Below are 25713 nucleotides of genomic sequence, written 5' to 3' on the forward strand. Positions count from 1 at the left end.
GTTAATGGCCTTGTGCTACCTCGCAGAATAAAAAGAATCCAAGGAGATGCGCATGAAGCGTTTGCTCTATCCGGCCATCGCCCTGATGGACCGGCTGAGCTTCGGCTTGAAGTTCAGCTTGATCAGCACTTTGTTCTTCGTCCCCATGCTGGTCACCAGCTTCTACCTGGTGCGCGACGTCTACGACGAATTCCACGCCACCGGCGTCGAGCTGCAGGGCTTGGGGCCCCTGGCTGGCGCCCTGACCCTGCGTAGCGATCTGGAAACCCTGGGCAACCTGTTGCAGATCAACGCCCTGTTGGGCCAGTCGGGACAGGCCGGCGACGTGGAGCAGCGTATCGGCGCCCTTGAGGACAAGGTCGCCGCGGGGCTTGAGGCGATACCCACGAGCGACCCGCAGCTACAGGCCCGACGAGAAGAGCTGAGCGAAATCTTCACCCGCGCGCGCAACGAGTCCTCCCTGCAAAGCAAGGCGGCTCTGTTCGACAAGCTGTTGGTTCAGGCCCAGGTCCTGACCAAACAGGTGGCCAGTCAATCCGGGCTGGACCAGGACCACCAGGCCTCGGTGCGGCATCTGAGCGAGCTGCTGGGCAGTGCCACCGGTCAGGTAACCCAGACCCTGGGCGAAGGGCGGGCATTGGGGGCCATGGCGTTGGGCCGTGGCTTCATCGATTCGGCCGGCAGTGCCCGTTTCGAAGACTTGTTGCAACGCTTGGAGCGGCTGTCTGCCGACTACGGCATTCGCCTGGACGACGCACTGGCCGCTGACCCGCGCGCAAGGACCGACTTGGCCGCGCTGGCCGAAGCCAGCCAGGCAACGGTGAAACAGGCCGCGACCTTGTTCGAAGACCGTGTGGTGATGGCCGAAACCCTGGACGCGCCATGGCTTGGGTTCTATCAGCAGGTCAGCGACCTGATGGTGCAGACCTACCGCCTCAACGACGCCATCCTCTCCCACCTTCAGGTGCAACTGCAGGATCGCCTGGACGAGCACCGCCTGCGCATGATCGCGCTGGTCGCCGCGCTGCTGGCGGTATTTGCCCTGATCATCTATCTGGACAGCGGCTTCTATGTGTCCATCCGCCAAACCTTGGGCAATCTGGGCGCGGCCATGGACAAGGTCGCAGCCGGCGACATGACCGTGAGTTTCAAGGCCCACAGCCGCGACGAGCTCGGCGAGCTGGGCCAAGGCTTCAACCAAACGGTGTTGCGCATTCGCGAGCTGATCGATCAGGTGGGGCGGACTGTCTCGACGGTCGAGGAGCAAGCCGGGCAGGTGCTGGAGGTGTCGGTGCGCAGCAATCAGGCGGTCAGTGGCCAGCGTGAGCAGATCGAACAAGTGGCCACCGCCATGAACCAGATGAGCGCCACCTCCCAGGAGGTCGCCCGCAGTGCAGCCCTGGCCGCCGAAGGCGCGCAACAGGTCAATCGCGAGAGCGCCACCGGCCGTGGCCTGGTGGAAAACCAGCAGGACAGCATCACCCGCCTGGCCGGGGAGATTGACCAGAGCGTGGTTGCGGTCAACCAGCTGGCCGGTGACAGCCAGGCCATCGGCCGGGTGCTGGAGGTGATCCGCAGCATCGCCGAGCAGACCAACCTGCTGGCGCTCAACGCCGCCATCGAGGCGGCTCGGGCCGGCGAGCAGGGCAGGGGCTTTGCCGTGGTGGCCGATGAGGTACGCACCCTGGCGCGCCGCACCCAGGACTCCACCGAGGAGATCGCCCAGATGATCCAGCGCCTGCAGGCGGGCGTCGACGCGGCGGTCACGGCCATGGGCAGCAGCCACCAAATGGCGGCGGGGACGGTGGACGAAGCACGTCAGGTGCAACAGGCGCTGGGCAACATCCTTGGTGCGGTGGGCGGCATCGTCGCGCAGAACCAGCAGATCGCCGCGGCCGTCGAGCAGCAGACCGCGGTGGCCCATGACATCGACCTGAATATCGTGGCAATCAACCGCGCTGCCCAGGACACCACCCAAGGCGCCTGCCAGACCGAACAGGCCAGCCGGGCGTTGTCGAACCAGGTGGACGAGCTCAAGCGACTGATCGGCGCGTTCCGCGTCTAGGCTGATTCGTGGCGACTTCTTCGCGGGTTTACCCGCGGATGGGCCTGCGATGGCTTACCAGCCGAACAGCTCACAGGCATTGCGGCTGCTGATCTGAGCCAGGCGCTCGGCGTCTATGCCCATCACCTCGGCCAGTGCGTGGGCGATTTCCGGGAGATGTTCCGGGCTGTTGCGTTCTCCGGGGAACATCACCGGTGCCATGTCCGGGGCGTCGGTCTCAAGCACCACGCTTTCCAGCGGCAACCGGGGCAAGGTCTTGCGCAGGCGCAGGGCTTGGGGCCAGGTGGCCGCGCCGCCCAGGCCCAGCATGAAGCCGAGCTTGATGTATTCGCGCGCTTCTTCATAGCTGCCGGCGAAGGCGTGGATGATACCGGCGCGCGCAGGCTTATAGCGCTTGAGGGTGGCGATCACCTGGGCATGGCTGCGGCGTACGTGCAGCAGGGCGGGCAGGTCGAAGTCGCAGGCCAGTTGCAACTGCGCCTCGAACAACGCTTGCTGGCGTTCCTTGTCCAGTTCCGGCAGGTAATAGTCCAGGCCGAACTCACCCACCGCACACAGACGCGGGTCGCCGCGCAGACGTTCGAGCCAGGCGCGCAGTTGTGCCAGGTGCTCGGGGCGGTGCTGGTCGAGGTACACCGGATGCAGGCCCAAGGCCGCGAACAGCCGCTGTTCGCCACAGACCAGATCCCACACCCGTTGCCAATTGGCCTGATACACCCCCAGCACCACCATGCGCTCCACGCCTCGAGCCGCCGCGTTGGTCAGCAGGCGGTCGCGGTCGGCGTCGAAGTCGGGGAAGTCCAGATGGGTATGGGTGTCGATCAGGCGCATGGTCAGCCTGCGTTGATGCGTTGCTTGAAGGTCCGGGCTATCGCATGCACGCCGGGTTCGTAGCGCTTGTCCTCGATCGCGGCCAGGGCCAGTTCCAAGGCGGTGGCCGCGATCAGGCCGTGCTGCTGGGCCATGGCATTGACCGGCAAGGGCAGGAAGTCCAGCAACTGGTTGTCGCCGAAAGTACCCAGTTGCAGCTGGCGCGAGTCGGCCGGGCGCGTCTGCAGGGTATCGAACACGCCCTGGAGCAACACGTAGGAGGTGGTCACCAAGGCGTCGGGCAGGCCGCCGAAGTCCTCGATCAGTTGCTGCATCAGGCGCTGGCCACACTCGCGGCTGAAGGCTTCGCCCTGGTAGCGGCGCACCTGGCCGGTGAACGGTTGCAGGGCTTCGTCGAAACCGCCAGCACGGGCCTGGCTGACCGACAGCTCCGGGCGTGCGCCGATCAGGGCGATGGTGTCTGGGCGGGTATCCAGAAGGCTTTGGGCCAGCTGGCGGCTGGCGTCGCGGTCGTCGCTGATCACTGAGCAGAAGTATTCCGGTGCCATCCGCCGGTCGATGGCGATGACCGGTAGGCCTTTGTCCTGCAGCTCACGATAGCTTTCGTCATCAGGCGGCAGGCAACTGGCGACGAACAGCGCATCGCAACGACGGGCGCGGAACAGCTGCTGCAACTGGCGTTCGCTGTCGGGCTGGTCATCGCTGCTGGCGATCAGCAACTGGTAGCCGCGGGCGCGGGCACCCTGTTCGAGTTGCTTGGCAATGCGGGCGTAGCTGGGGTTCTCCAGATCCGGGAGAATGAAGCCCAGGGTGCGGGTGTGCCGGCTGCGCAGGCCGGCGGCCTGGGGGTTGGGCGTGAAGCCGTGGGCCTCGACCACCGCACGCACGCGCTCGACGGTGCTGTTGCTGATGCGCTGTTGTTCGGCCTTGCCATTGATGACGTAGCTGGCGGTGGTCACGGACACACCGGCCAGACGGGCGATATCGCTGAGTTTCACCGAATTTTCCTTGTTATTACCGGGGCTGCCTGCGAGGCCGGACCGGGTAGTTTCACCTGGCGCCGGGGCCTTGGGCAGGCGACCATTGTCGCAATTGTCCGACAGGATGGGGCTTTTTCGTCGGAAGATTATCGAGTAACGTGGCCACCTGGTCAGGTTAAACGATTCAGCAGGCAAATTTTCTGCCCCGTGTACCGTCTGCGCAAGACCGTTGAACAGACCCGATTCGTGGAATTCACAACAATACCTCAGGTCCCCGCCCCGGGGGCTGCAAAAGGAGAAGGTCATGCTGGAGCTCGCTCAGGAGCAGATCGCTATGGACCAGGTGGCTGCCGACAAGGCCGAGGCGCTGCGCCTTCTGGCCGATCGGCTGGTCGCCGATGGCCTGGTCGCCGAAGGTTACCTGCAAGGGCTCCTGGACCGCGAGGCGCAAGGCTCGACATTCCTTGGCCAGGGTATCGCCATCCCCCACGGCACGCCGCAGACCCGCGCCCAAGTCTTCGCCACCGGCGTGCGCCTGTTGCAGTTTCCCGAGGGGGTGGACTGGGGGGACGGTCAGATCGTCTACCTGGCCATCGGCATTGCCGCCCGGTCCGACGAGCACCTGCGCCTGCTGCAATTGCTGACCCGCGCCCTGGGCGAGACCGACCTGGCCGAGGCCCTGCGCCGTGCCTCCAGCGCTGAGGCGTTGCTCAAGCTGTTGCAAGGCGCACCCCAGGCCCTGGCGCTGGACGCGCAACTGGTGGGGCTGGGCCTGGCCGCCGAAGACTTCGACGAGCTGGCCTGGCGTGGCGCGCGGCTGCTGCAACGTGCCGGCTGCGTCGATGCCGGGTTTGCCAACGTGCTGCAACAGGCCGAGCCGCTGCCCCTGGGTGAGGGATTGTGGTGGCTGCACAGCGAGCGCCTGGTGCGTCAGCCAGGCCTGGCCTTCGTCACGCCGCAGCAACCGCTGCGCTACCGTGACCAGCCGCTCAACGGCCTGTTCTGTCTGGCGAGCCTGGGTGTCGCTCATCAAGCTTTGCTCGAGCGCCTGTGTGAAGTGCTGATCGAAGGCCGTGGGCAAATGCTCTACCAAGCGCCCAACAGCCGCGCCGTGCTGCAGGTGCTCGGTGGAGAGGCCCCGGCCGATTGGCCGAGCGTTTGCGTGGTGCTGGCCAATCCCCACGGTTTGCATGCGCGCCCAGCCAAGGTGCTGGCCCAGCTGGCCAAAGGTTTCGAGGGCGAGTTGCGTATCCGCCTGCAGGACAGCGTCGAGCCGGCAGTGTCGCTCAAGAGCCTGAGCAAGCTGCTCAGCCTTGGGGCCCGGCGCGGCCAGACGCTGGAGCTGATCGCCGAACCCAGTATTGCCAACGATGCCCTGCCGGTCTTGCTGGCGGCCATCGAGCAAGGCCTGGGCGAGGTGGTGGAAGCGCTGCCTGAAACGGCCTCGCCAAGTGTCCAAGAGCCTGTGCAGACGCTCCAGGCGCCGGCGGCCGGAAGCGTCGTGCAGGGTGTCGGCGCTGCGCCGGGCATCGCCAGTGGCCCGGCTTTTGTGCAGGTAGAGCGCCAGATCGACTACCCGCTACGCGGCGAGTCGCCTGCCCAAGAGCGGCATAAGCTGCGCGATGCGCTGGCGGTGGTGAATGCCGAGCTGCAGGCCCTGGTGGAGCGTAGTGACCCCACCATCGGCGAGATATTCGTCACCCACCAGGAAATGCTCGCCGACCCGGGCCTGAGCGATGAAGTCGAGCAGCGCCTGGCCCAAGGCGAGAGCGCGGCGGCTGCCTGGATGGCGGTGATCGACGGCGCGGCGCGTCAGCAGGAGGCGTTGCACGACACCCTGCTGGCCGAGCGTGCTGCGGATCTGCGTGATATCGGCCGGCGAGTGCTGGCGCAACTGTGCGGTGTCCAGGACATCGTCGAACCTGAGCAGCCCTACGTGCTGGTGATGGCCGAGGTGGGCCCGTCGGATGTGGCCCGCCTGGACCCGGCCCGGGTCGCCGGTATTGTCACTGCCCAAGGCGGTGCCACGGCCCACAGCGCAATCGTTGCCCGCGCGCTGGGCATTCCGGCGGTGGTGGGGGCCGGTGCCGCCATTCTGTTGCTGGAGCCCGGCACGCCATTGTTGCTCGATGGCCAGCGTGGCCGGGTCAGCGTGGCGCCGGCGGCCGATGACCTGCAGCGGGCCCTGGCCGAGCGCGACCTGCGCGAGCAACGCCTGCAGGCCGCCTGGGCCAAGCGTCACGAGCCGGCGGTGACCCGCGATGGCCATGCGGTCGAAGTGTTCGCCAACATCGGCGAGAGCACGGGGATCGACAAGGTGGTGGAGCAGGGCGCCGAAGGCGTCGGCCTGCTGCGCACCGAACTGATCTTCATGGCCCACCCCCAGGCACCTGATATCGCCACCCAGGAGGCTGAATACCGCCGCGTGCTCGATGGCCTGGGCGGGCGGCCCCTGGTGGTGCGCACGCTGGATGTGGGGGGCGACAAACCGCTGCCGTACTGGCCGATCGACGCCGAGGAGAATCCCTTCTTGGGGGTTCGCGGCGTGCGCCTGACCCTGCAGCGTCCCCAGATAATGGAAGCCCAGCTGCGCGCCTTGCTGCAGGCAGCCGATGACCGCCCCCTGCGCATCATGTTCCCGATGGTCGGACAGGTGCATGAATGGCGCGAGGCCAAGGCCATGGTCGATCGCCTGCGTGCGCAAATCCCGGTGGCTGACCTGCAAGTGGGCATCATGGTCGAGGTGCCGTCAGCGGCGCTGCTGGCACCGCAACTGGCGCGCGAAGTGGATTTCTTCAGTATCGGCACCAACGACCTGACCCAGTACACCCTGGCCATCGACCGTGGCCATCCGAGCCTTTCGGCCCAGGCCGACGGCCTGCACCCGGCGGTGCTGCAACTGATCGACGTGACCGTGCGTGCCGCCCACGCCCAAGGCAAATGGGTGGGCGTGTGTGGCGAGCTGGCGGCGGACCCGCAGGCGGTCGCGGTGCTGCTGGGCCTGGATGTGGACGAGCTGAGCGTCGCGGCCCGCAGCATTGCCGAAGTCAAGGCGCTGGTCCGCCAGGCCGATCACCAGACGGCACGCGCCCTGGCGCGCGAGGCCTTGCAACAAGACAGCGCCGCGGCGGTCCGGGCGCTGGTGGAGCGTTATTGAAATGGCCAAGATCCTCACCCTTACCCTGAACCCGGCGCTCGACATCACCGTCAGCCTGGACACCCTGCGCCCCGGCCATGTCAATCGCAGCCACAGCCAGCACAGCCATGCCGCGGGCAAGGGGCTGAACGTTGCCCAGGTCCTGGCCGACCTGGGCCACAGCGTGACTGTGGGCGGCTTTCTGGGGCGTGACAATATCGAGCCGTTCGAGGCGCTGATCGCCTGGCGCGGCTTTGCCGACTGCTTCGTCCGGGTGCCGGGCGAGACCCGTAGCAACATCAAGCTGGTCGAGGCCGATGGCCGGGTCACCGATATCAACGGTCAAGGGCCGGAAGTTGACGAGGCGGCCCGTGTTGCCCTGCTTCGTCGCTTGGAACAGGTGGCGGCGGGGCACGATGCTGTGGTGGTGGCCGGCAGTCTGCCCCGAGGTGTCGATGCGCAGTGGTTCCATCAGCTACTGCTGCAACTGAAGCAGCAGGGTTTGAAGATTGCCCTGGACACCAGCGGCGAAGCCTTGCGTGTCGGCCTGCAGGTCGGGCCCTGGCTGGTCAAGCCCAACACCGAGGAACTGGGCGAGGCGCTCGGCGCCAAGGTGGACACTGCGCAAGCCCAGCGCCTGGCTGCCGAGCGGCTGCTGGCCAGCGGCGTCGAGCACGTGGTGGTGTCCCAAGGCGAGCAGGGCCTGAGCTGGTTTGCCCAAGATCGGCCACCCCTGCATGGGCGACCGCCGAAGGTGCAGGTGGCAAGCACTGTCGGCGCCGGTGATTCGTTGGTCGCGGGCATGGTCCATGGCCTGCTGCTGGATGAGCCGCGCGAGCACACGCTACGCCGGGCCACGGCCATCGCCGCTCAGGCGGTCACTCAGGTCGGCTTTGGGATTCGCGATCGCGAACAGCTGGCGCGCCTGGAAAACGCTGTGCAACTGACAGAACAACAAGAGGGTTGCCGATGAACATCGCCATCATCACCGCCTGCCCCAACGGCCAGGTGTCCAGCGTTCTGAGCGCGCGCTTGCTGGCGGCTGCCGCCCGGCAACGCGGCTGGAACCCCGTGGTCGAGGTGCAGGATGTCGAACGTGCCGAGGGGCGCTTGAGTCCGGCGCAGATCGCCGAGGCCGACTGGGTACTGGTGGTCAGCACTGGCCCTGTGGATCTGGAGCGCTTCGTCGGCAAGCGGGTCTACCGCAGCACACCGGCCCAGGCCCTGGCCGATCGGGAGCGTTTCCTGGATGAGGCGGCGGCCCAGGCCCAAGTGCTGGAGGCGCAGACGCCTGCGGTGCCCACGGCGAACGGTACGCTGCCGAGGGTCGTTGCTGTCACTGCCTGCCCCACCGGTGTGGCCCACACCTTCATGGCCGCCGAAGCGTTGCAACAGGCAGCCAAGGACTTGGGCTATCAATTGACGGTGGAAACCCAAGGCTCGGTAGGGGCGCGCAATCCGCTCTCAGCCGAGGCCATCGCCGACGCCGATGTGGTATTGCTGGCCGCCGACATCGAAGTGCCCACGGCGCGCTTTGCCGGCAAACGCATCTACCGCTGCGGTACTGGCATCGCGTTGAAGCAGGCGCGCACCATCCTCGACAAGGCCCTGGCCGAAGGCAAGGTCGAGGTAGGGGTGGAGGCTGCCGCAGAGACCGTGAAGAAAAGCGAGAAGAGCGGCGTCTACAAACACCTGCTTACCGGCGTGTCGTTCATGCTGCCGATGGTGGTGGCCGGTGGCCTGTTGATCGCCTTGTCGTTCGTCTTCGGCATCGAGGCCTACAAGGAGCCTGGCACCTTGCCAGCGGCCTTGATGCAGATCGGCGGCGAGGCGGCATTCAAGCTGATGGTGCCGCTGCTGGCCGGCTATATCGCCTGGTCCATCGCCGACCGCCCCGGGCTGGCGCCGGGCATGATCGGTGGTCTGCTTGCCAGCACATTGGGGGCGGGCTTCATCGGCGGCATCATCGCAGGCTTCCTGGCCGGCTACAGCGCCAAGGCCATCAGCCGCTGGGCGCGTCTGCCGAGCAGCCTCGAGGCGCTCAAGCCGATCCTGATCATTCCGCTATTGGCCAGTCTGTTCACCGGTTTGGTGATGATCTATGTGGTCGGCCAGCCAGTAGCGGCGATGCTCGAAGGCCTGACGCGCTTTCTCGACAGCATGGGCACCACCAACGCCATTCTGCTTGGGCTGTTGCTGGGCGGCATGATGTGCGTGGATCTGGGCGGTCCGATCAACAAGGCGGCCTACGCCTTCTCGGTGGGGCTGTTGGCCTCGTCCAGCTATGCACCGATGGCGGCGACCATGGCCGCCGGGATGGTGCCGCCGATCGGCCTGGGCATCGCCAGCTTCCTGGCCCGGCGCAAGTTCGCCCAGAGCGAGCGCGAGGCGGGCAAGGCGGCATTGGCCCTGGGGCTGTGCTTCATCTCCGAGGGCGCGATTCCGTTTGCCGCCAAGGACCCGCTGCGGGTGATCCCGGCCAGTGTCGCGGGCGGCGCGCTGACCGGGGCGCTGTCGATGTACTTTGGCTGCAAGCTGATGGCGCCCCATGGCGGGCTGTTCGTGCTGCTGATCCCCAACGCGATCAACCATGCGTTGCTTTACCTGCTGGCGATCCTGGCGGGCAGCCTGCTGACGGCGGTGGTGTATGCACTGATCAAGAAGGGCGAGCGTGTGGAATTGGCGGTGGCGCCGGCAAAGGGCTGAAGAAAGCGAGCCTGAGGTCGTAGCGCAGCCCCAGGCGATTCAGCGGCGGTGTTTCTGGCGCAACGGCGTCAGCAGTTCACCCAGCCCGTTGTGGTCGATCTCATGCATCAAAGCCAGCAGTCCACCCAACTCGCCAGGCGGGAAGCCCTTGCGGGCGAACCATGCCAGATAGTCGCCGGGCAGGTCGGCGATCAGGCGACCTTGGTACTTGCCAAAGGGCATGGTGCGGGTGACCAGCAGCTGCAGGGTTTCAGGTTTCATCGCCAGCCCTTACCGAACAAAGCGCCGACCATACTGCAAACTGCACGAACACCCAAGCGGCGATCATGCAGAACGCCGCCCAAGGTGTTGCTCCACGGTTTCGTAACTCATTGAATTAACGAAGAATTATCCTTTTTGTCGATTTGGCACGATGCCTGCTCCATTCCAAGTGACTATCACCTGCCAAGGAGTTCGCGCCATGAGTCATCCAAACAACGACGTGATCGATGTGCTCAACGACCTGATCGAGTACAGCAAGGACGGCGAAAAGGGGTTCAAAGAGTCGGCCGAAGACGTCAAGAATACCGAGTTGAAGGCATTCTTCGTGCAACGCGCCGGTGAATGCGCCAGCGCTGCCGCCGAGCTGCAGAGCGAGGTGCGTCGTCTGGGCGGCGACCCGGAAACCTCTACAAGCCTCAGTGGCGACCTGCATCGGGGCTGGGTCAACTTGAAGTCCATGCTGACCGGCAAGAGCGAGGAAGCGGTGCTCAACGAGGTCGAGCGCGGCGAGGACTTCGCGCTCAAGGCCTACAAGGACGCCCGCGAGAAACTGGTCAAGCTCGGCCGCAGCGCCAGCGACCAGACCTACGCGTTGGTAGAGAAGCAGCTGCAAGGTGTGCAGCGTAACCATGACCAGGTCAAAGCGCTGCGCGACGCCGCGCGCGCTCGGTCCTAAAGCTCCGGGCCCTCGACACGGTTGCGGCCGTTGGCCTTGGCCCTGTAGAGCGCCTCGTCCGCGCTGCCCAGCAGGCCCGTCAGGTCCTGCTGGGTGCCAGGGACGTGCACGCCGATACCAATGCTGACGGTCACCGGTCGTTCGTCGCCTGCGAAAGTCGGTAGCGCCTCGACCTGGGCGCGGATGCGCTCGGCGAGCAGGCGCGCACCGGCCAGATCCGTCTCCGGTAGCACCACCTGAAATTCCTCCCCACCATACCGCGCCGCCAGATCCGCCGGGCGGCGAATACAGTGTTCGAGCGTATGGGCGACTTCACGCAGGGCATGATCGCCCCCGGCATGGCCGTGGCGCTGGTTGAACGCTTTGAAGTGATCCACATCCACCATGAGAATGGCCAGCGGCTGACGATTGCGCTGGGCCCGCGCCCATTCCTGTCGCAGCACCTGATCGAGATGCCGGCGATTGGCCAAGCCTGTGAGGCTGTCGGTGGCCGCCAGAGTCGCCAGGCATTGTTCGGCTTCGTGACGACGGCGCAATTCGCGGCCTAGCAGTAAGGTCAGCCAAAGAATGCCGATGCACAGCATGCCGGTCGCTACGCTGACCAGGATCGCAGTGCGTCGCCAGGACTGAAACACCTCTTCGGCCGAGTCCACCACCAGAACGATCAACGGCAGGTCAGCGACCCGGGCGAACGTATAGATATGCGGCGTGCCGGCCGACCCGGAGCGCGCGGTGAAACTGCCGCTGCGTTCGCTGAGGATGCGCTGGAAATTGGGCCGTTCGCGGTAATTGCTGCCGATCATCGGGTCTTGCGCCCGGGAGGGCTGGCGGGCCAGTAACTGCCCTTCGGTGTTAAGCAGGTTGATGCTGCTGTCGTTGCCGATGTCCAGGCGTTCGAACAGCTCGCTGAAATAGGACAGGCGCAGGGCACCGGAGGCGATGCCGGCGAATTCGCCATCAGGGCCGGAAATGCGCCGGCTGAAACTGATGCACCAATCCAGATCCCCCAGACGCGCTTTGAACGGCGGGCTGATGAACAACCCAAGGCCCGGGCGGTCGCGATGGGCCTTGAAGGCAACGCTGTCGCTCAGATCTCCTTGCCTTGGCGGCATGCTGAGCGAGTCACCGAGCACCTTGCCCTGGGCATCGACCCAGAGGATATCGCCGCGTACGGGGGCGGCGAAGGTCTGGTTGAAGAGGATTTGTTGGCGCAGCTCAGGCGAGGTATCCAGCAGTTCAGGGTGCTTCACCGCCCAGATCAGGCCGTGCAGGGTCTGGTCGTAGAGTTCGACGTTACGCAGGATATCGCTTTCGATGAGCTGGACGATGTTACTGGAGGAACGTTTGGCCGATTGTTCGACACTGTCGCGTTCGCGGCTCAGCAGGTAGCTGACGATCGCCACGATGGCGAGCACGGCAAGGCAACTGCCCAGGTTGAGGATCAGTTCGGGGTGCGACCTGTACAGGGTAAAGCGCGATGATCGGGTGGGCATGTTCGCTACTGCACAGGCGGGGCCATTATGCGGCGGCGGTATTCTAGGGAAGCCAGGATTGTCGGACAAGATTCGTTCGACGGAAAAACGAGGCCGGCCGCTGTACGGCCTATCGCAGGCCTGGCCCGCTCCCACAGAGGCTACGGTGTCCTCTGCAGGTGCGGGCTTGCGCGGCGAACGAGGGCCAAGCCCTCGCTAGGTCTTTAGGTCAGAAGATGTTCAACGGATAGTCGACGATCACCCGGACTTCATCGTTGTCGCTGTTGCCATCGATGGCGGCATAGCCCTGGCTGCCGCGATGGCTGGCGTAGCGCAACAGCACCGACAGGTCCTTGAGGCTGCCTTCCTGGAAGACGTACTTCACGTCCAGGTCGCGTTCCCAGTGCATGGCGTTCTTGCCTTCGGGATTGTAGTAGGCGTAGTGGGTGGTGTCCTGGTCGGCCTTGGTCAGGTCCGCTTCACCGCGCGAGTACGACAGCGAGGTGCTCAGGCCGGGCATGCCGAGGCCGGTGAAGTCATAGTCGTACTGCAGTTTCCAGGACCGCTCGTTGGGCGCGTTGAAGTCCGAATACATGCGCGAGTTGTCCAGGTACACGCTGTCGCCCAGGTTGATGTAGTCGAACGGCGTGTTGCCGTTCACGCGCTGGTAGGCGGCCGTGATGCTGTGGTAGCCGGCATTGACTGTGAAATGCAGGCTGTAGGTGTTGTTGTCGATGTTGCCCAGCAGTGCCTGGCCGGTGTCCTGGGTGTGATAGAAGTGCAGGCCCGGGTTGAGGCTGACCAGGTCGTTGACCACATAGGTGTAGTCGAAGTCGACGTAGTACTGGTTCCAGATGTCCTTCAGTTCGGCGGCATAGAGATTGGTGGTGACGTTCTCGGTACCGCTCCAGGACAGCCCGGCCCAGGTCAGGTGGTCACTTTTGCTGCCATCATTCAGGCTGCCGTAGTAGGTATCGATGCGGCGATGCCCGCTCTGGTTGTACGGCTTGGTGAAGCTGGCCTGGCCACCTTCGAGCAGCAGGCCGTCGATGCTGGTGTTGGTCAGGCTCACGCCGCGGAAGGTCTGCGGCAGCATGCGCGACTCGCCACCGGCGATCACCGGGTTGGTGAGGAACAGGTCACCGGCCTTGAGCTCGGTGTCGAAGGCCTTGAACTTGACCGCCGCGCCTGCAGTGGAGAACGAATGCGGGGCTGCCCCCGGTTCGCCATCGTCTTGTACGTGTTTGGGCAGGATACTGGTGCCGGAGTGGCCGCCACCGCCGTCGAGCTTCAGGCCCAGCATGGCATGGGCATCGACACCGACGCCGATCACGCCGGGGGTATAGCCGGACTCGAAACGCGCAACGAAGCCTTGGCCCCATTCACGCAGGTCGCGCTCTGCGGGGTTGAGGTTGTTGCGATTGAAGTAGGCATTGCGAAAATGCAGGTTCAGGGAAGAACCTTCGATGAATCCATCAGCCTTGTCTTCATCGGCCTGGACAGCGAACGGCATCGTTGCAGTCAATGCAACGAACAGCGGGGTAAAACGAAACGCGGAAGGCACCGGTACGAGCTCCTTTGATCTGGCGGTGGGGTCGTTGTTGTTTTGGGGAATGCAAGTTTCTTGTTATGTACGCAACAGCCTGGCTGATAGTTTTGGCACATAAAAAAAGCCGCTGATCGGCAGCGGCTTTGAAAGGCTAACATATTGGCGCACGGGGCGCCCGTGTGAGAGCCAAGGGAAAAAACAGGAGCGGAAAACAGTCGATCAGCTATCGGCACTGTCGTCGGCGACGGCCTTGGAAGCGGTCTGCTGTACGTCTTTGGCAGCATCTGCCTTCTGCGCGGCATAGGCTTCACGAGCCTGTTGATGGACAACTGCAAGTTCTGCGTTACGGGCAGCGAAGGCCGGCGATTCTTCAGCCATGGCCAGAGGCGACAACAACAGGGAAGACAGAATGAAAACGCTGGCAACACCCATACTGTTGGACATTTAAAACAACCTTCTTGCGATGCAAGTGTTAACGAGGACAGGCATAAGTTAGTCCCTTCAACCATGTAGAAACAGGCTGAAGTTGGATAAGCACTGTTACGCAAAAAGTAATGATTGGCGGCGAAAACGCTAGGATCCAACGCGCAAACCAGCGTCCTTGAGCGTCCGGCAGGCAAAATGCCGAAGGTGTTGCCGCCCTGCGCGCTGCAAACGAAAAAGCGCCCCCTGCTGTCCATCAAGGCTGACAGCCCCATCGGTTTCAGGTGGTTGGTGGCCAATTGCCAATATGCTGCTCTGGATCAATGTTTTGTCAGTCATTGGCCCTAGAGTCGAACGCCCTGCCGATTTTCCCCACAACAACAACGAGTGCCTCCGATGAAGTGCAATTTGCCTGTTACCGGTCGCCAAGTGGATTACCCCGGCGATGCCAACATCCTGTCCACCACCGATCTGGACAGCCGGATCACCTATGCCAACGACGATTTCGTGCGAATCAGTGGGTTCACTCGCGATGAATTGTTGGGCCATGCGCACCATATCGTGCGCCACCCGGACATGCCGCCCGAGGCGTTCGAACAGATGTGGGGGGCGCTCAAGGCTGGGCGCTCCTGGATGGGGTTGGTGAAGAATCGCTGCAAGAACGGCGACCATTACTGGGTCAGTGCGTTCGTTTCGCCGATCAGCAGCGGTGGCAGAACCATCGAGTACCAGTCGGTGCGCACCCGGCCCAGCGCCGAGCAGGTGGCGGCGGCCGAGCGCTGCTATCGACAACTGCGCGAAGGGCGGCGTAACTGGCGCGCGCGCCTGCCGGTGCTCGGCCTGGGACTGCGGCTGTCGTTGGGCGTCGCAGCGGCGCTAGCGCTGGTGGTCGGCGTCGGACATGGCTGGCAGGGTGTGCCGGTGTGGCGTTCGCTGGCGGAAATCATGCTTGCAGCCGGGGCTAGCAGTGCGCTGTTGATCTGGCAGCTGCGTCCCTTCGAGCGCTTGCGCCAGCAGGCCTTGGCGATTGCCGACAACCCGCTGAGCCAGCAGTTGTACACCGGGCGGCGCGATGCCATTGGCCAGATCGAATTCGCCATGCGCATGCTCAAGGCCCAGCTGGGTGCGGTGGTGGGGCGCATTGGCGATACCTCGGCACGCCTGGCCGGGCATTCCGGGTCGTTGGTGCAGGCGCTTGAGGTCAGCCATGCCAACAGCCTGGAGCAGCAGGAAGAGGCGGACCAGGTGGCCACCGCCATTCACCAGATGAGCGCCAGTGTCGCCCAGGTGGCCAGCAGTGCGCAGTTGGCGGCCGTGGCCGCCAACCAAGCCGAAGATGAAACCCAGGCCGGCCATCAAGTGGTGGACCGCAATCGCTGCGCGATCCAGGACCTGGCCGGGTCGCTGGTCGAAGCCAGTGATGCAGTCCATCAATTGGAGCAGCACAGCAGTGATATTTCCGGAGTGCTCGACGTGATCCGGGGGATCGCCGAGCAGACCAACCTGCTGGCGCTCAACGCAGCCATCGAGGCTGCCCGGGCGGGCGATCAGGGCCGAGGTTTCGCCGTGGTGGCCGACGAGGTGCGCGGCCTGGCCCAGCGCACCACGCAATCGACCCACGAGATCCAGCGCATGATCGGCACGCTGCAGGACGGGGCTCGTGCCGCGGTGCAGGTGATGCGCCAGAGCAGCAGCCACGCCGGGCACAGCGTCGAGCAAGCGCAACTGGCCAGCGGTGCGCTCGATGGCATCAGCGCACGGGTCAACCAGATCAATGAGATGAGTCTGCAGATTGCCGCTGCGGTGGAGCAGCAGAGCCAGGTGAGCGAAAACATCAACCGCAACATCATCAGCATCCGCCAGGCCAGCGAAGCGACGGTCGATGTCGGCCAGCGCAGCCATGCCAATGCGACCGACGTGGCGGACCTCGCCATGGACCTGCGGCGTCTGGCTGATGAGTTCTGGCGCCGTTGCCAGTGAATCAGAAACCGATGAAGGCGTAGTAGAGCGGCGGTTCGGCGGTGGTCGATAGACCGAGTGCGGCCAACTCGTGCATCAGAGGCGGGGCTTCGATGTGCAAGGTCCAGGGCGCCTGGTTGTCGGCCGGCAGCTGTTCCAAGGCCGCGGCGAAAGCGTCCATGGCGGGCAGGTAGGCCGTGAAGCCGTTGCCCTTGAGAGCGCTGGTGGTCATGCCCAAGGCTTGGCAGAGGGCCACCTTGGCGGCGATGTCGTCACGGTCGGCCTGGCGCGAGGCTTCGATCAGGGCGCGCAGGTGCGGGTCCACCAGTGACTGGCCGTGGATCAGTTCAGGGCCTTGGCTCCAGGCGTCGGGCGGACAGTCCTTGTTTTCCGGACGCAGGGGCAGGTGCGGGTTGATCTCGGCCGGGTAGATGCGGCAAACCAACGGGCGGGTCTCATAGATAGTGCACAGGTCGTTGTCGTCCAGGTTGCGGCAACGGCCCGGGTTGAAGGCGGCGAACGTCACCGACACGTGCAGCTGGGCCGTGCCGCAGACAACCGGGTAGGCCCGGCGCAGGACATGGTCGCGTTGTTCTGCCGGCATGCCGGGGCCGTCGCAGACGAACCCTTCGATCAGCACCACCACCTGGCCGCCGTTGGCCGCCCATTGGCGGGTTTCGTCCAGGGTCAGCGGCACATGATGGCCGGTGCAGCACTTGCCGCAACCGGTGCAGGCGAAACGAATGCTGTCGCTCACGGCGCGCCTGGGCTCCATTCGCTGACGAAGGCCTGGTGACGCTGGCGGTCATACAGGCACAGCTCGGTGCCGGTGCGCTGCTGCATGTGCTTTTGCGGGTAGATGCCCTCGATCAGCAGGACGCTGTAGCCCACCTGGTCGTCGAACTCCGCGGGTTTGCCGCGGGCATGGGCATCCTTGAGCTGGCTGGCGGCCAGGCAGCCCTTGAGCATCTGTTGGCGTTGTTCATTCCAGGCTTGACTGCTGGAAGCCTGGGCCATGCCGCTGGCGAGGACACAGGCGATCAGAAGGGTGCAGAGAAACTTCATACAAGGTACCGGCAACAAAACAACCGAAGGGCGCGAATTATGCCCGAGTCGTCCCGGGCAGCAAGCCAGGGAAATTGTCGCTGACTATATCAGTGCTCGGCAAAGACCACGGCCCGCGCGGCCACCACCAGACAATCGGTCAGCTCGGGCGAAGAGAACTTGGTGAGAATCGCGTTGGCGCCGGCCAGCTTGGCTTTTTCGCCGCTCATGGTGCTGTCCAGCGAGGTGTGCAGCAGTACGTAGAGATGCTGGAAGTCCGGGCTTTCCCGCAGGGTGCGGGTGAAGGCGTAGCCGTCCATCTCTGACATCTCGATGTCCGAGACGATGATGTTGATTTCCCGCTCGGTGCCTTGCAGTTCCAGCAGCACGTTGATCGCATCCTTGGCGCTGCGTGCGGTGTGGCATTCGATGCCCAGGTTGCGCAGGGTATGGATCGACTGTTGCAAAGCCACTTGGCTGTCATCCACCACCAGAATGTTGGCGGCCGCCAGCAGGCTGGCGTCTTCCTCGCTGAGTTCGCCTGGGTGCGGTTCTGGCTCGGGCGGTGCGATGGCGTGGATGACCTTTTCGATGTCCAGCACCTGCACCAAGGTGTTGTCGACCCGGGTCACGCCGGTGATGAACGAGCGGTTGCCCGAGCCGTAGGGGGGCGGCTTGATGTCGGTGCTCAGGCAGTGAACGATGCGGCTCACCGCCTGCACATGCAGGCCCTGGCGCGAACGGCTGATCTCGGTGACGATCAGGCAGCCACCGGACGGGTCGGCCAACGGCTGCTCGCCGATGGCGCGGGAGAGATCGATCACCGACAGCGGGTTGCCGCGCAGCGTCGCCACGCCTTTGACGTGCGGATGCGATTCCGGCAGGCGGGTCAGCGGCGGGCAAGGGATGATCTCGCTGACTTTGAGCAGGTTGATCGCCATCAGCTTGCCGCTGCGCAAGGTGAACAGCAGCAGGGACAACGAGTCCGCACGGGCGTTTTGCGTGGCCATGGGCAACCTTCGAGTCTGTCGGTAATAAAAGGAGGATGCCGGGTTATCGGCCTGTTGGGGCCAGGCTTTAGGTCACGGTGCGGTCAATCGCAGGCGTTGCCTGGGCAGGTATCGCCTGCGTTGACCCTTTCGCGGGTAAATCTGGGCGCCGAAGGTCGTTTCGCGGTGGCGGGACTGGGCGCAAGGGTCAGCGCAACCCCAGGCGCTTGGCCAGGCGGCTGAGATTGGCGCGATCGAGCCCCAGCTCGCGCGCTGCTGCCGCCCAGTTGTCCTGGTGGCGCTCAAGGCAAGCGCCGATCACCTGCCGTTGATATGCGTCCACCGCTTCGCGCAAGCCACCGTCGGGCAGGTTGAGCAGTGGCTGAACCGGGGCAGGAGTGGGGGCGTGGTGGGGCGCAAGGGCGGTGTGCAGGTCCAGGTCGCTGGCTTCCAGGGTCAGAATGCGAGGACGCTCGGGATGCTGGCCGAGGGCTTTGAGTGCCGAGCGGCCAATCAGATGCTCAAGTTCGCGCACGTTGCCAGGCCAGTCGTAGGCCAGCAAGGCGGCCTGGGCGTCGGCACTCAGTCGCAGGCTGTTCAGGCCCAGGCGGGAGCGGTTCTGCTCGAGGAAGTATCCGGCAATCAGCAACACATCCCGGCCGCGCTCCCGCAGCGGCGGGACCTGCAGCGGATAGACGCTCAGGCGGTGGTAGAAGTCGGCGCGGTAGTGGCCGTTGCGCACTTCCATGGCCAGGTCGCGGTTGGTGGCAGCGATCAGGCGCACATCGACCTGGTGCTCGCGATCTGAGCCCAGGCGCTGCAACTGCCCGCTTTGCAGGACCCGCAGCAGCTTGGCCTGTACTGTCAGGGGCAGTTCGCCCACCTCGTCGAGAAACAGCGTGCCGCCATTGGCCAGCTCGAATTTGCCGCGCCGCTCGCCATGGGCGCCGGTGAAAGCCCCGCGCACGTGGCCGAACAGTTCGCTCTCCACCAACGTGTCGGGCAGGGCGGCGCAGTTGAGGCTGATCAGCGGTTTGTGGGCGCGGTTGCTGGCCTGGTGCAGGGCCTGGGCCACGAGCTCCTTGCCGACACCGGTCTCGCCGGTGATCAGCACAGTCAGGTCGCTGCCGCCGACCAGGCGGATTTCTTCCAGCAAGCGTTTGTGCGCCTTGCTCTGACCGATCAGCTCTTTGGCTTGCCCGCTGGCCTGGCGATAGACCTCGGCGCGTTGGTGTTCATCCTCGGCGCGTAGGGCCAGGTCCTCGATGCGCTCGGCCACGGTGACAGTGGCCGCGGCGAGGCTGGCGAAGGCTTGCAGGGACTCGAGTTCCAGGCTTTGGAAACGCCCGGGCGTGAGGGCATCGAGGGTGACCAGGCCCCAGGGTTGTTCATCGACCATCAAGGGGCAGCCCATGCAGTCGTGCACGTGCAGGTCGGCATGCGGCGCGTTGACCAGGCCGTCGTACGGGTCGGGCAGTTCGCTGTCGCTGGCGAAGCGGGTCGGGCCGGGACGGCTGAGCAGGATCTGGAAGCGCGGGTGTTCACTGACCCTGAAGCGTCGACCCAGCGTATCGGGCGACAGGCCATCGACCGCCAGCGGCACTAGCCATTCGCCATCCAGGCGTAACAGGGCAGCTGCATCGCATGGCAGCAGGTTGCGCATGGCTTGCAGCAGGCGGCGATAGCGCTCCTGGTCCGGAAGATCACGGGATAGATCGCTGACCAGAGGGAGCAGGGTGGTGAGCAGAGGGCGTGTAGTCATATGGACTCCTGTTGGTCGTTATGACTATACGCGCATTGGTGTCGTTTTGACTCGCATTGCTTGAAAACCCCGTAAACACTGGGCTCAGAAGTTGGCACGGTTGATGAAATACCGAGGGCAGACCAGTTCAAGCCCTAGGCTCAGGAGTCGTACCAAATGCTCAATGCCGAACAACGCGCAATCATCAAAGCCACTGTCCCGCTGCTCGAAAGCGGTGGCGAGGCCCTGACGACGCATTTCTACAAGATGATGCTCAGCGAGTACCCCGAAGTGCGCCCGCTGTTCAACCAGGCCCACCAGGCCAGCGGCGATCAGCCGCGCGCACTGGCCAACGGTGTGCTGATGTATGCCCGCCACATCGACCAGTTGGAGCAACTCGGTGGTCTGGTCGGGCAGATCATCAACAAGCATGTCGCCTTGCAGATCCTGCCCGAGCATTATCCGATCGTCGGCAGCTGCCTGCTGCGCGCTATCGAGGAAGTCCTTGGCAAGGACATCGCCACCGCTGAGGTGATCGCTGCCTGGGGCGCGGCCTACGGGCAATTGGCCGATATCCTGATCGGCGCCGAGGAAAGCCTCTATAAACAGAAAGAAGAAGCGGCCGGTGGCTGGCGCGGTACCCGTGAGTTTCGTCTGGTGCGTCGGGAGCAGGAGAGCAGCGAGATCGTCTCTTTCTATTTCGCACCGGTGGATGGCAAGCCGGTCCTGAAAGCCGAGCCTGGCCAGTACATCGGCCTGCAGCTGTTCATCGACGGTGTCGAGCAGCGCCGGAACTATTCACTGTCGGCCCTGTGCGATGGCGAGCAGTACCGCATCAGCGTCAAACGTGAAGTCGGTGGCAAGGTGTCCAATTACCTGCATCAGCAACTGCAGGTCGGCCAGACCCTGCAATTGTTCCCGCCGTCCGGAGATTTCACCTTGACGCACAGCGACAAGCCGCTGGTGCTCATCAGCGGAGGCGTAGGCATTACGCCGACCCTGGCGATGCTCCAGGCCGCCTTGCAGACGCAACGCCCGGTGCATTTCATCCATTGCGCGCGCAACGGGGCGGTGCACGCCTTCCGTGACTGGATCGATGGCCTGGCGGCGCGTCATCCACAGCTCAAACGCTTCTATTGCTATGCCGAGCAGGACGGCAAGGGCGAGGCCGACGCGGTCGGGGTGCTGAGTCAGGAGCAACTGGGCCAGTGGCTGCCGGCCGAGCGTGATGTGGATGCCTACTTCCTGGGCCCGAAAGGCTTCATGGCGGCGGTCAAGCGCCACCTCAAGGACCTGGGTGTGCCCGAGCAGCAAAGCCGTTACGAATTCTTCGGGCCGGCGGCGGCGCTGGAGTGAAGCCTCGATAATCTGGTCAGTCCGCTTCGGGGTGCAATCCACGAAGCGGACGACGCAGGATTTCCATTCCAATCGCTGGCAAGCCAGCTCTCGTATGCGGTGCTCCCGGACGTGGGTAATCGAGACGAAGCGAACGCGACATCGTTCGTGCGGGGGCTGGCTTGCCAGCGATTGGACCTGTAGGTCGCTTCTTATATAAGGAGATGAAATAAGCGAGGCCAATTTCATCTTTAATCTTCCTTTAATCACTGTATCCTTCACTCCCGGGTGTCGAGGGGCGTTCGCCTGTCCGGCATCCGGGTTGCCGCTTTTTGGCGGCTGACGTTGAACCGACGTCGCCCCGGCTGGTCTGAAGACGTCATCGGATAGCCCCGCGCAGTGCTATCACGCCGCTTCCTCGACGCACGTGTAGACTGTCGCCCAGGCAGGCCATTGCCCCGACAGGCCTGGCGCTGCCTCTATCCATCGAAGGAATCGGTAATGAACGAACAAACATCGCGCCTGAATCGCGAACGGCGCTTCCTGGTTCTGCTGGGTGTGATCTGCCTGTCGTTGATCGGCGGGGCGCTCTACATGCAGGTCGTGCTCGGCGAGGCCCCATGCCCGCTGTGTATCCTGCAACGTTATGCGCTGCTGTTGATCGCGGTGTTCGCTTTCCTTGCCGCCGCCATGCCGGGAAAACGCAGCCTGACGTTCTTCGAGGCGTTGGTGGTGCTCAGCGCGATCGGCGGAATCGTTGCGGCCGGCAACCATGTGTATATACTCGCGCACCCGATGGTCAGCTGCGGTATCGACACGCTGCAGCCGATCGTCGATGACCTGCCGCTGGCGCAGGTCTGGCCACTGGCGTTCCAGGTCGATGGATTCTGCAGCACGCCATACCCGCCGATCCTTGGATTGTCCCTGGCTCAGTGGGCGCTTCTGGCGTTCGTCCTCACTGCCGTCCTGGTGCCGCTGGGTATCTATCGGAACCGACGCAAGGCTTAGACAAAAGTCCCGCTTCCGACCTCTTCTGTTGCACGGCGAGAAACCAAAAGAAACTTGCCTCCCGCTTGACCCAGATCAACCACGAAGCCTTGTGCAATGCGGGCTTCAGGGCTATCAAGCGGGGTGCGACAAACTGTCGCGAAGTTGATTTTCCCTTCTGTATTGTTACCGAAATGGTAAAAGACTGTTGCGCAATAAGTCATAGTCAAGGGTGGGCGACCTATCTACAATCGCCCCCAATTTCCGTTCGGCACTGCTTGCAAGTCGCAGGATTGAAGGAAGCCGAGGCTCCTTTTTGCTGACTTCGTCAAGTTTCGCCCAACGGCGATACCGGGCGGACCCCCCTCCGCGTTTTCCCGCACCAAATGGACTTGGTCTGAAGTACAGGCCTGTTGCCTACGAAACCATAAGCACCGCTAACCCGCTTGACGCCAAGGTCCTGCAGTCGGACCTCCGGCAGGAGCGAGTACGGGCGCGAAATGCCTCACTTGGCAGGACGAAGTGTTGGCTACCAAAACACAAATTGCATTGAAGCAAGCTGATCTAGAGGTCGTGAGATGAGTAAAAAGCGTTACCCCAGACTGTTTGGCATATTGCCCTTTTATTGCCCTTTTTAGGCATGCTTTTACTCAGTGGGTGCAACTGGACCCTGCTCGACCCGAAGGGCCAGGTCGGCATTGAGCAAAAGAACCTGATCCTGATCGCCACTGGCCTGATGCTGCTGGTCGTCGTACCGGTCATCATCATGACCATCGCGTTCGCCTGGAAGTACCGTGCTTCCAACAAGGCTGCCACCTACACGCCCGACTGGTCGCACTCGACCAAGATCGAAGCGGCTGTCTGGATCATCCCGATCCTGATCATCATTGCCCTGGGCTACGTCACCTACCACTCCACCCACAAGCTGGACCCGTACCGTCCACTGGATTCCGAAGTGAAGCCGGTGCAGATCGACGTGATCGCGCTGGACTGGAAGTGGCTGTTCATCTACCCGGAGCAGGGCATCGCCACCGTCAACAAGATCGTCTTCCCGGCTAACACCCCGGTCAACTTCCGCGTGACCTCCGACGCCGTGATGAACTCCTTCTTCATCCCGGGCCTGGGCGGCCAGATCTACGCCATGGCCGGCATGACCACCAAACTGCACCTGATCGCCAACGAGAACGGCGAATTCGACGGTATCAGCGCCAACTACAGCGGTGCTGGCTTCACCGGCATGAAATTCAAGGCTACTGCCACCTCCCAGGAAGACTTCGACAAGTGGGTCGCCGAGGTCAAGCAGTCGCCGAAGAAGCTGGACAAGGCTGAATACGACGCCTTGGCCAAACCAAGCGAAAACAACCCAGTCGCGCTGTATAGCGAGGCTTCGCCTGACCAGTTCCAGCTGATCGTCGACAAGTACGAAGGCATGAACCGCGGTCGTCCGAGCCACGAAGAAGCAGGCAGCAAAGATCTGGCCACTACCAAGGGTGTGGAATCGAGTATGCAACCAGCTGCCGGTGCAGAGGAGTAAGAGATGTTCGGTAAATTAAGCCTGGAGGCGATACCCTATCACGAGCCGATAGTCATGGTGACGCTTGCCATGATTGCGCTCGGTGGTATCGCTTTGGTCGGTGCTATCACCTATTTCCGCAAGTGGACCTACTTGTGGACTGAGTGGCTGACCACGGTCGACCACAAGAAAATCGGGGTGATGTACATCATCGTCGCGATGGTCATGCTGCTGCGCGGCTTCGCCGACGCCATCATGATGCGTACCCAGCTGGCTGCCGCTACCGGCGGCGCCGAAGGCTACCTGCCGCCTGAACACTATGACCAGATCTTCACCGCCCACGGTGTGATCATGATCATCTTCATGGCGATGCCGTTCTTCACCGGCCTGATGAACCTGGCGGTTCCTCTGCAGATCGGTGCACGTGACGTTGCCTTCCCGTTCCTGAACTCCCTGAGCTTCTACCTGCTGCTGGCAGGCGTGCTGCTGGTCAACATCTCCCTGGGCGTTGGTGAATTCGCCAAGACCGGTTGGGTTGCCTATCCGCCGCTCGCGGGTATCCAGTACAGCCCTGGCGTGGGTGTGGACTACTACATCTGGGCGCTACAGCTATCCGGATTGGGTACGACGCTTACCGGTGTGAACTTCCTCGTCACCGTGATGAAGATGCGCGCGCCTGGCATGAAGCTGATGGACATGCCGATCTTCACCTGGACCTGCACCTGGGCCAACGTGCTGATCGTCGCTTCCTTCCCGATCCTGACCGCTGCACTGGCTCTGCTGACTGTTGACCGTTATCTGGACTTCCACATCTTCACCAACGAGCTTGGTGGGAACCCGATGATGTACGTCAACCTGTTCTGGGCCTGGGGTCACCCTGAGGTTTACATCCTGATCCTGCCGGCCTTCGGTGTGTTCTCGGAAGTCACCTCGACCTTCGCTGGCAAGCGTCTGTTCGGCCACCACTCGATGATCTACGCATCGGGCGCGATCGCTGTTCTGGGCTTTGCCGTCTGGCTGCACCACTTCTTCACCATGGGTGCAGGCGCGAGCGTCAACACCTTCTTCGGTCTGGCGACGATGCTGATCTCCATTCCGACCGGTGTGAAGCTGTTCAACTGGCTGTTCACCATCTACCAGGGCCGTCTGCGTTTCACCGCGCCGATCATGTGGACCCTGGGCTTCATGGTCACCTTCTCGATCGGTGGTATGACTGGCGTTCTGCTGGCTGTTCCAGGTGCTGACTTCGTTCTGCACAACAGCCTGTTCGTTATCGCCCACTTCCACAACGTGATCATCGGTGGTGCGGTATTCGGCTACATCGCCGGCTTCGCCTATTGGTTCCCGAAAGCCTTCGGTTTCACCCTGAACGAGAAGTGGGGCAAGGCTGCCTTCTGGTTCTGGATCTCCGGCTTCTACGTAGCGTTCATGCCGCTGTACGCCCTGGGCTTCATGGGTATGACCCGTCGTCTGAACCACTCGGACAACCCGGCTTGGGAACCCTACCTGTACGTTGCCGTCGTCGGCGCCGTGCTGATCCTGTTCGGTATCGCTTGCCAGCTGATCCAGCTGTACGTATCGGTCCGCGACCGCAACCAGAACCTGGACGTCACTGGCGATCCATGGGGTGGCCGTACCCTGGAATGGTCGACTTCGTCGCCACCTCCGTTCTACAACTTCGCCCACATGCCTGAGAAGGTTGGCCTGGACGCCTGGCACGAAGCCAAGGAAGCCGGTGTCGCCTACAAGCCTGCGGCCAAGTACGAAGCGATCCACATGCCGAGCAATACCTCCACCGGTTTGTTCATGGGCCTGTTCCTGACCGTCTTCGGCTTCGCATTCATCTGGCACATCTGGTGGCTGGTTGGCGCGAGCCTGGTTGCAACCATCGCTGTCTTCGTTCGCCACGCCGCGCGTGACGACCAGGGCTACATGGTTCCGGCCGAAGAAGTGGCGCGCATCGAAGGCGAGCGCATGAAAGCGCTGGCCAAAGCAGGTGCTCTGCCTGCCGGCGCACGTGTCGAATCGTTTGAGCGGGTGTAATCA

The 25713-nt window shown here is 63.5% G+C and carries 17 protein-coding genes and 4 pseudogenes; 11 read left to right on the forward strand and 10 right to left on the reverse strand.

The genetic code is table 11. From position 1 onward, the window contains the following. Positions 1-1549: 1549 nt before the first annotated feature. Positions 1550-2065, forward strand: a pseudogene (locus J5X93_RS28465) (methyl-accepting chemotaxis protein); the annotation flags it as partial. Positions 2066-2119: 54 nt separating this feature from the next. Here J5X93_RS28465 and J5X93_RS04255 read toward each other — a convergent pair. Next, entirely contained in the window at positions 2120-2896 is a 777-nt protein-coding gene (locus J5X93_RS04255) for a TatD family hydrolase (RefSeq protein WP_250034470.1), read from the reverse strand. Between the two features lie 2 nt (positions 2897-2898). Next, entirely contained in the window at positions 2899-3894 is a 996-nt protein-coding gene (gene cra / locus J5X93_RS04260) for a catabolite repressor/activator (RefSeq protein ID WP_182941751.1), read from the reverse strand. A 286-nt stretch (positions 3895-4180) separates the two neighbouring features. Here cra and ptsP point away from each other — a divergent pair, with 286 nt between their 5' ends. The 3 genes from ptsP to J5X93_RS04275 are packed head-to-tail and all read left to right on the forward strand — an operon-like array spanning position 4181 to position 9718. Then, complete coding sequence (ptsP, locus tag J5X93_RS04265) at positions 4181-7033, forward strand: phosphoenolpyruvate--protein phosphotransferase (RefSeq protein WP_182941749.1); 2853 nt, start codon at positions 4181-4183, stop codon at positions 7031-7033. A 1-nt stretch (position 7034) separates the two neighbouring features. Then, complete coding sequence (pfkB, locus tag J5X93_RS04270; protein WP_043208005.1) at positions 7035-7985, forward strand: 1-phosphofructokinase; 951 nt, start codon at positions 7035-7037, stop codon at positions 7983-7985. Continuing rightward, positions 7982-9718 carry a PTS fructose-like transporter subunit IIB gene (locus J5X93_RS04275; RefSeq protein ID WP_090345243.1) on the forward strand — a complete coding sequence of 579 codons (1737 nt, stop codon included), beginning with the start codon at positions 7982-7984 and terminating at the stop codon, positions 9716-9718. Before pfkB ends, J5X93_RS04275 begins: the two co-directional genes overlap by 4 nt. Positions 9719-9757: 39 nt before the next feature. On the opposite strand, the gene J5X93_RS04280 is transcribed toward J5X93_RS04275, so the two are convergent. Further along, positions 9758-9979 carry a DUF3820 family protein gene (locus tag J5X93_RS04280; protein ID WP_070577002.1) on the reverse strand — a complete coding sequence of 74 codons (222 nt, stop codon included), beginning with the start codon at positions 9977-9979 and terminating at the stop codon, positions 9758-9760. 199 nt (positions 9980-10178) lie between these two features. Here J5X93_RS04280 and J5X93_RS04285 point away from each other — a divergent pair, with 199 nt between their 5' ends. Further along, entirely contained in the window at positions 10179-10655 is a 477-nt protein-coding gene (locus J5X93_RS04285) for a ferritin-like domain-containing protein (protein WP_043208011.1), read from the forward strand. Here the strand turns inward: J5X93_RS04285 and J5X93_RS04290 are convergent. From J5X93_RS04290 to J5X93_RS04300, 3 genes are all read right to left on the reverse strand, one after another. Continuing rightward, positions 10652-12148 carry a GGDEF domain-containing protein gene (locus tag J5X93_RS04290; protein WP_043208013.1) on the reverse strand — a complete coding sequence of 499 codons (1497 nt, stop codon included), beginning with the start codon at positions 12146-12148 and terminating at the stop codon, positions 10652-10654. The two genes, J5X93_RS04285 and J5X93_RS04290, sit on opposite strands and share 4 nt — an antisense overlap. 208 nt (positions 12149-12356) lie before the next feature. Then, positions 12357-13691 carry an OprD family porin gene (locus tag J5X93_RS04295; protein ID WP_250034471.1) on the reverse strand — a complete coding sequence of 445 codons (1335 nt, stop codon included), beginning with the start codon at positions 13689-13691 and terminating at the stop codon, positions 12357-12359. A gap of 204 nt (positions 13692-13895) precedes the next feature. Further along, entirely contained in the window at positions 13896-14120 is a 225-nt protein-coding gene (locus J5X93_RS04300) for a hypothetical protein (RefSeq protein WP_043208017.1), read from the reverse strand. Between the two features lie 375 nt (positions 14121-14495). On the opposite strand from J5X93_RS04300, the pseudogene J5X93_RS28470 reads away from it, so the two are divergent. Both J5X93_RS28470 and J5X93_RS28475 read left to right on the forward strand, forming a co-directional pair. Beyond that, positions 14496-14777 (forward strand): annotated as a pseudogene (locus J5X93_RS28470) (PAS domain-containing protein); the annotation flags it as partial. A gap of 309 nt (positions 14778-15086) precedes the next feature. Further along, a pseudogene (locus tag J5X93_RS28475) lies at positions 15087-16079 on the forward strand (methyl-accepting chemotaxis protein); the annotation flags it as partial. Position 16080: 1 nt separating this feature from the next. Here the strand turns inward: J5X93_RS28475 and J5X93_RS04310 are convergent. From J5X93_RS04310 to norR, 4 genes are all read right to left on the reverse strand, one after another. Continuing rightward, the gene (locus tag J5X93_RS04310; RefSeq protein ID WP_102081228.1) at positions 16081-16815 is read right to left on the reverse strand and encodes a YkgJ family cysteine cluster protein; all 735 of its coding nucleotides are present in this window, start codon (positions 16813-16815) and stop codon (positions 16081-16083) included. Next, positions 16812-17123 (reverse strand): hypothetical protein, encoded by a 312-nt coding sequence (locus J5X93_RS04315; protein ID WP_250034472.1) that lies wholly within the window; start codon positions 17121-17123, stop codon positions 16812-16814. The genes J5X93_RS04310 and J5X93_RS04315 overlap by 4 nt, the downstream gene beginning before the upstream one ends. 89 nt (positions 17124-17212) lie before the next feature. Next, positions 17213-18112 (reverse strand): chemotaxis protein, encoded by a 900-nt coding sequence (locus J5X93_RS04320; protein ID WP_043208024.1) that lies wholly within the window; start codon positions 18110-18112, stop codon positions 17213-17215. Between the two features lie 187 nt (positions 18113-18299). Continuing rightward, positions 18300-19853, reverse strand: a complete 1554-nt coding sequence (norR, locus tag J5X93_RS04325) for a nitric oxide reductase transcriptional regulator NorR (protein ID WP_250034474.1) — start codon at positions 19851-19853, stop codon at positions 18300-18302. Between the two features lie 156 nt (positions 19854-20009). On the opposite strand from norR, the gene hmpA reads away from it, so the two are divergent. The 4 genes and pseudogenes from hmpA (at position 20010) to cyoB (ending at position 25710) form a co-directional block, all read left to right on the forward strand. Next, positions 20010-21188, forward strand: a complete 1179-nt coding sequence (hmpA, locus tag J5X93_RS04330; protein ID WP_043208028.1) for an NO-inducible flavohemoprotein — start codon at positions 20010-20012, stop codon at positions 21186-21188. A 480-nt stretch (positions 21189-21668) separates the two neighbouring features. Further along, on the forward strand, positions 21669-22175 hold the full coding sequence (locus J5X93_RS04335; RefSeq protein WP_043208029.1) for a disulfide bond formation protein B: 507 nt from the start codon (positions 21669-21671) through the stop codon (positions 22173-22175). Between the two features lie 557 nt (positions 22176-22732). Beyond that, positions 22733-23688, forward strand: a pseudogene (gene cyoA, locus J5X93_RS04340) (ubiquinol oxidase subunit II). Between the two features lie 3 nt (positions 23689-23691). Continuing rightward, on the forward strand, positions 23692-25710 hold the full coding sequence (cyoB, locus tag J5X93_RS04345) for a cytochrome o ubiquinol oxidase subunit I (RefSeq protein ID WP_043208033.1): 2019 nt from the start codon (positions 23692-23694) through the stop codon (positions 25708-25710). Positions 25711-25713: the final 3 nt, after the last annotated feature.

This window comes from Pseudomonas sp. BYT-1 (assembly GCF_023611805.1).
GTDB lineage: Bacteria > Pseudomonadota > Gammaproteobacteria > Pseudomonadales > Pseudomonadaceae > Aquipseudomonas > Aquipseudomonas guariconensis.

Bases quoted from the DNA above. Each gene is read 5' to 3' on its own strand.
- J5X93_RS04335 (WP_043208029.1), top strand. From the start codon at position 21,669: ATGAACGAACAAACATCGCGCCTGAATCGCGAACGGCGCTTCCTGGTT.
- J5X93_RS04315 (WP_250034472.1), bottom strand. From the start codon at position 17,123: ATGAAGTTTCTCTGCACCCTTCTGATCGCCTGTGTCCTCGCCAGCGGC.
- ptsP (WP_182941749.1), top strand. From the start codon at position 4,181: ATGCTGGAGCTCGCTCAGGAGCAGATCGCTATGGACCAGGTGGCTGCC.
- J5X93_RS04290 (WP_043208013.1), bottom strand. From the start codon at position 12,148: ATGCCCACCCGATCATCGCGCTTTACCCTGTACAGGTCGCACCCCGAA.
- J5X93_RS04285 (WP_043208011.1), top strand. From the start codon at position 10,179: ATGAGTCATCCAAACAACGACGTGATCGATGTGCTCAACGACCTGATC.
- J5X93_RS04320 (WP_043208024.1), bottom strand. From the start codon at position 18,112: ATGGCCACGCAAAACGCCCGTGCGGACTCGTTGTCCCTGCTGCTGTTC.
- J5X93_RS04280 (WP_070577002.1), bottom strand. From the start codon at position 9,979: ATGAAACCTGAAACCCTGCAGCTGCTGGTCACCCGCACCATGCCCTTT.
- J5X93_RS04300 (WP_043208017.1), bottom strand. From the start codon at position 14,120: ATGTCCAACAGTATGGGTGTTGCCAGCGTTTTCATTCTGTCTTCCCTG.
- pfkB (WP_043208005.1), top strand. From the start codon at position 7,035: ATGGCCAAGATCCTCACCCTTACCCTGAACCCGGCGCTCGACATCACC.
- J5X93_RS04275 (WP_090345243.1), top strand. From the start codon at position 7,982: ATGAACATCGCCATCATCACCGCCTGCCCCAACGGCCAGGTGTCCAGC.
- cyoB (WP_043208033.1), top strand. From the start codon at position 23,692: ATGTTCGGTAAATTAAGCCTGGAGGCGATACCCTATCACGAGCCGATA.
- norR (WP_250034474.1), bottom strand. From the start codon at position 19,853: ATGACTACACGCCCTCTGCTCACCACCCTGCTCCCTCTGGTCAGCGAT.
- hmpA (WP_043208028.1), top strand. From the start codon at position 20,010: ATGCTCAATGCCGAACAACGCGCAATCATCAAAGCCACTGTCCCGCTG.
- J5X93_RS04255 (WP_250034470.1), bottom strand. From the start codon at position 2,896: ATGCGCCTGATCGACACCCATACCCATCTGGACTTCCCCGACTTCGAC.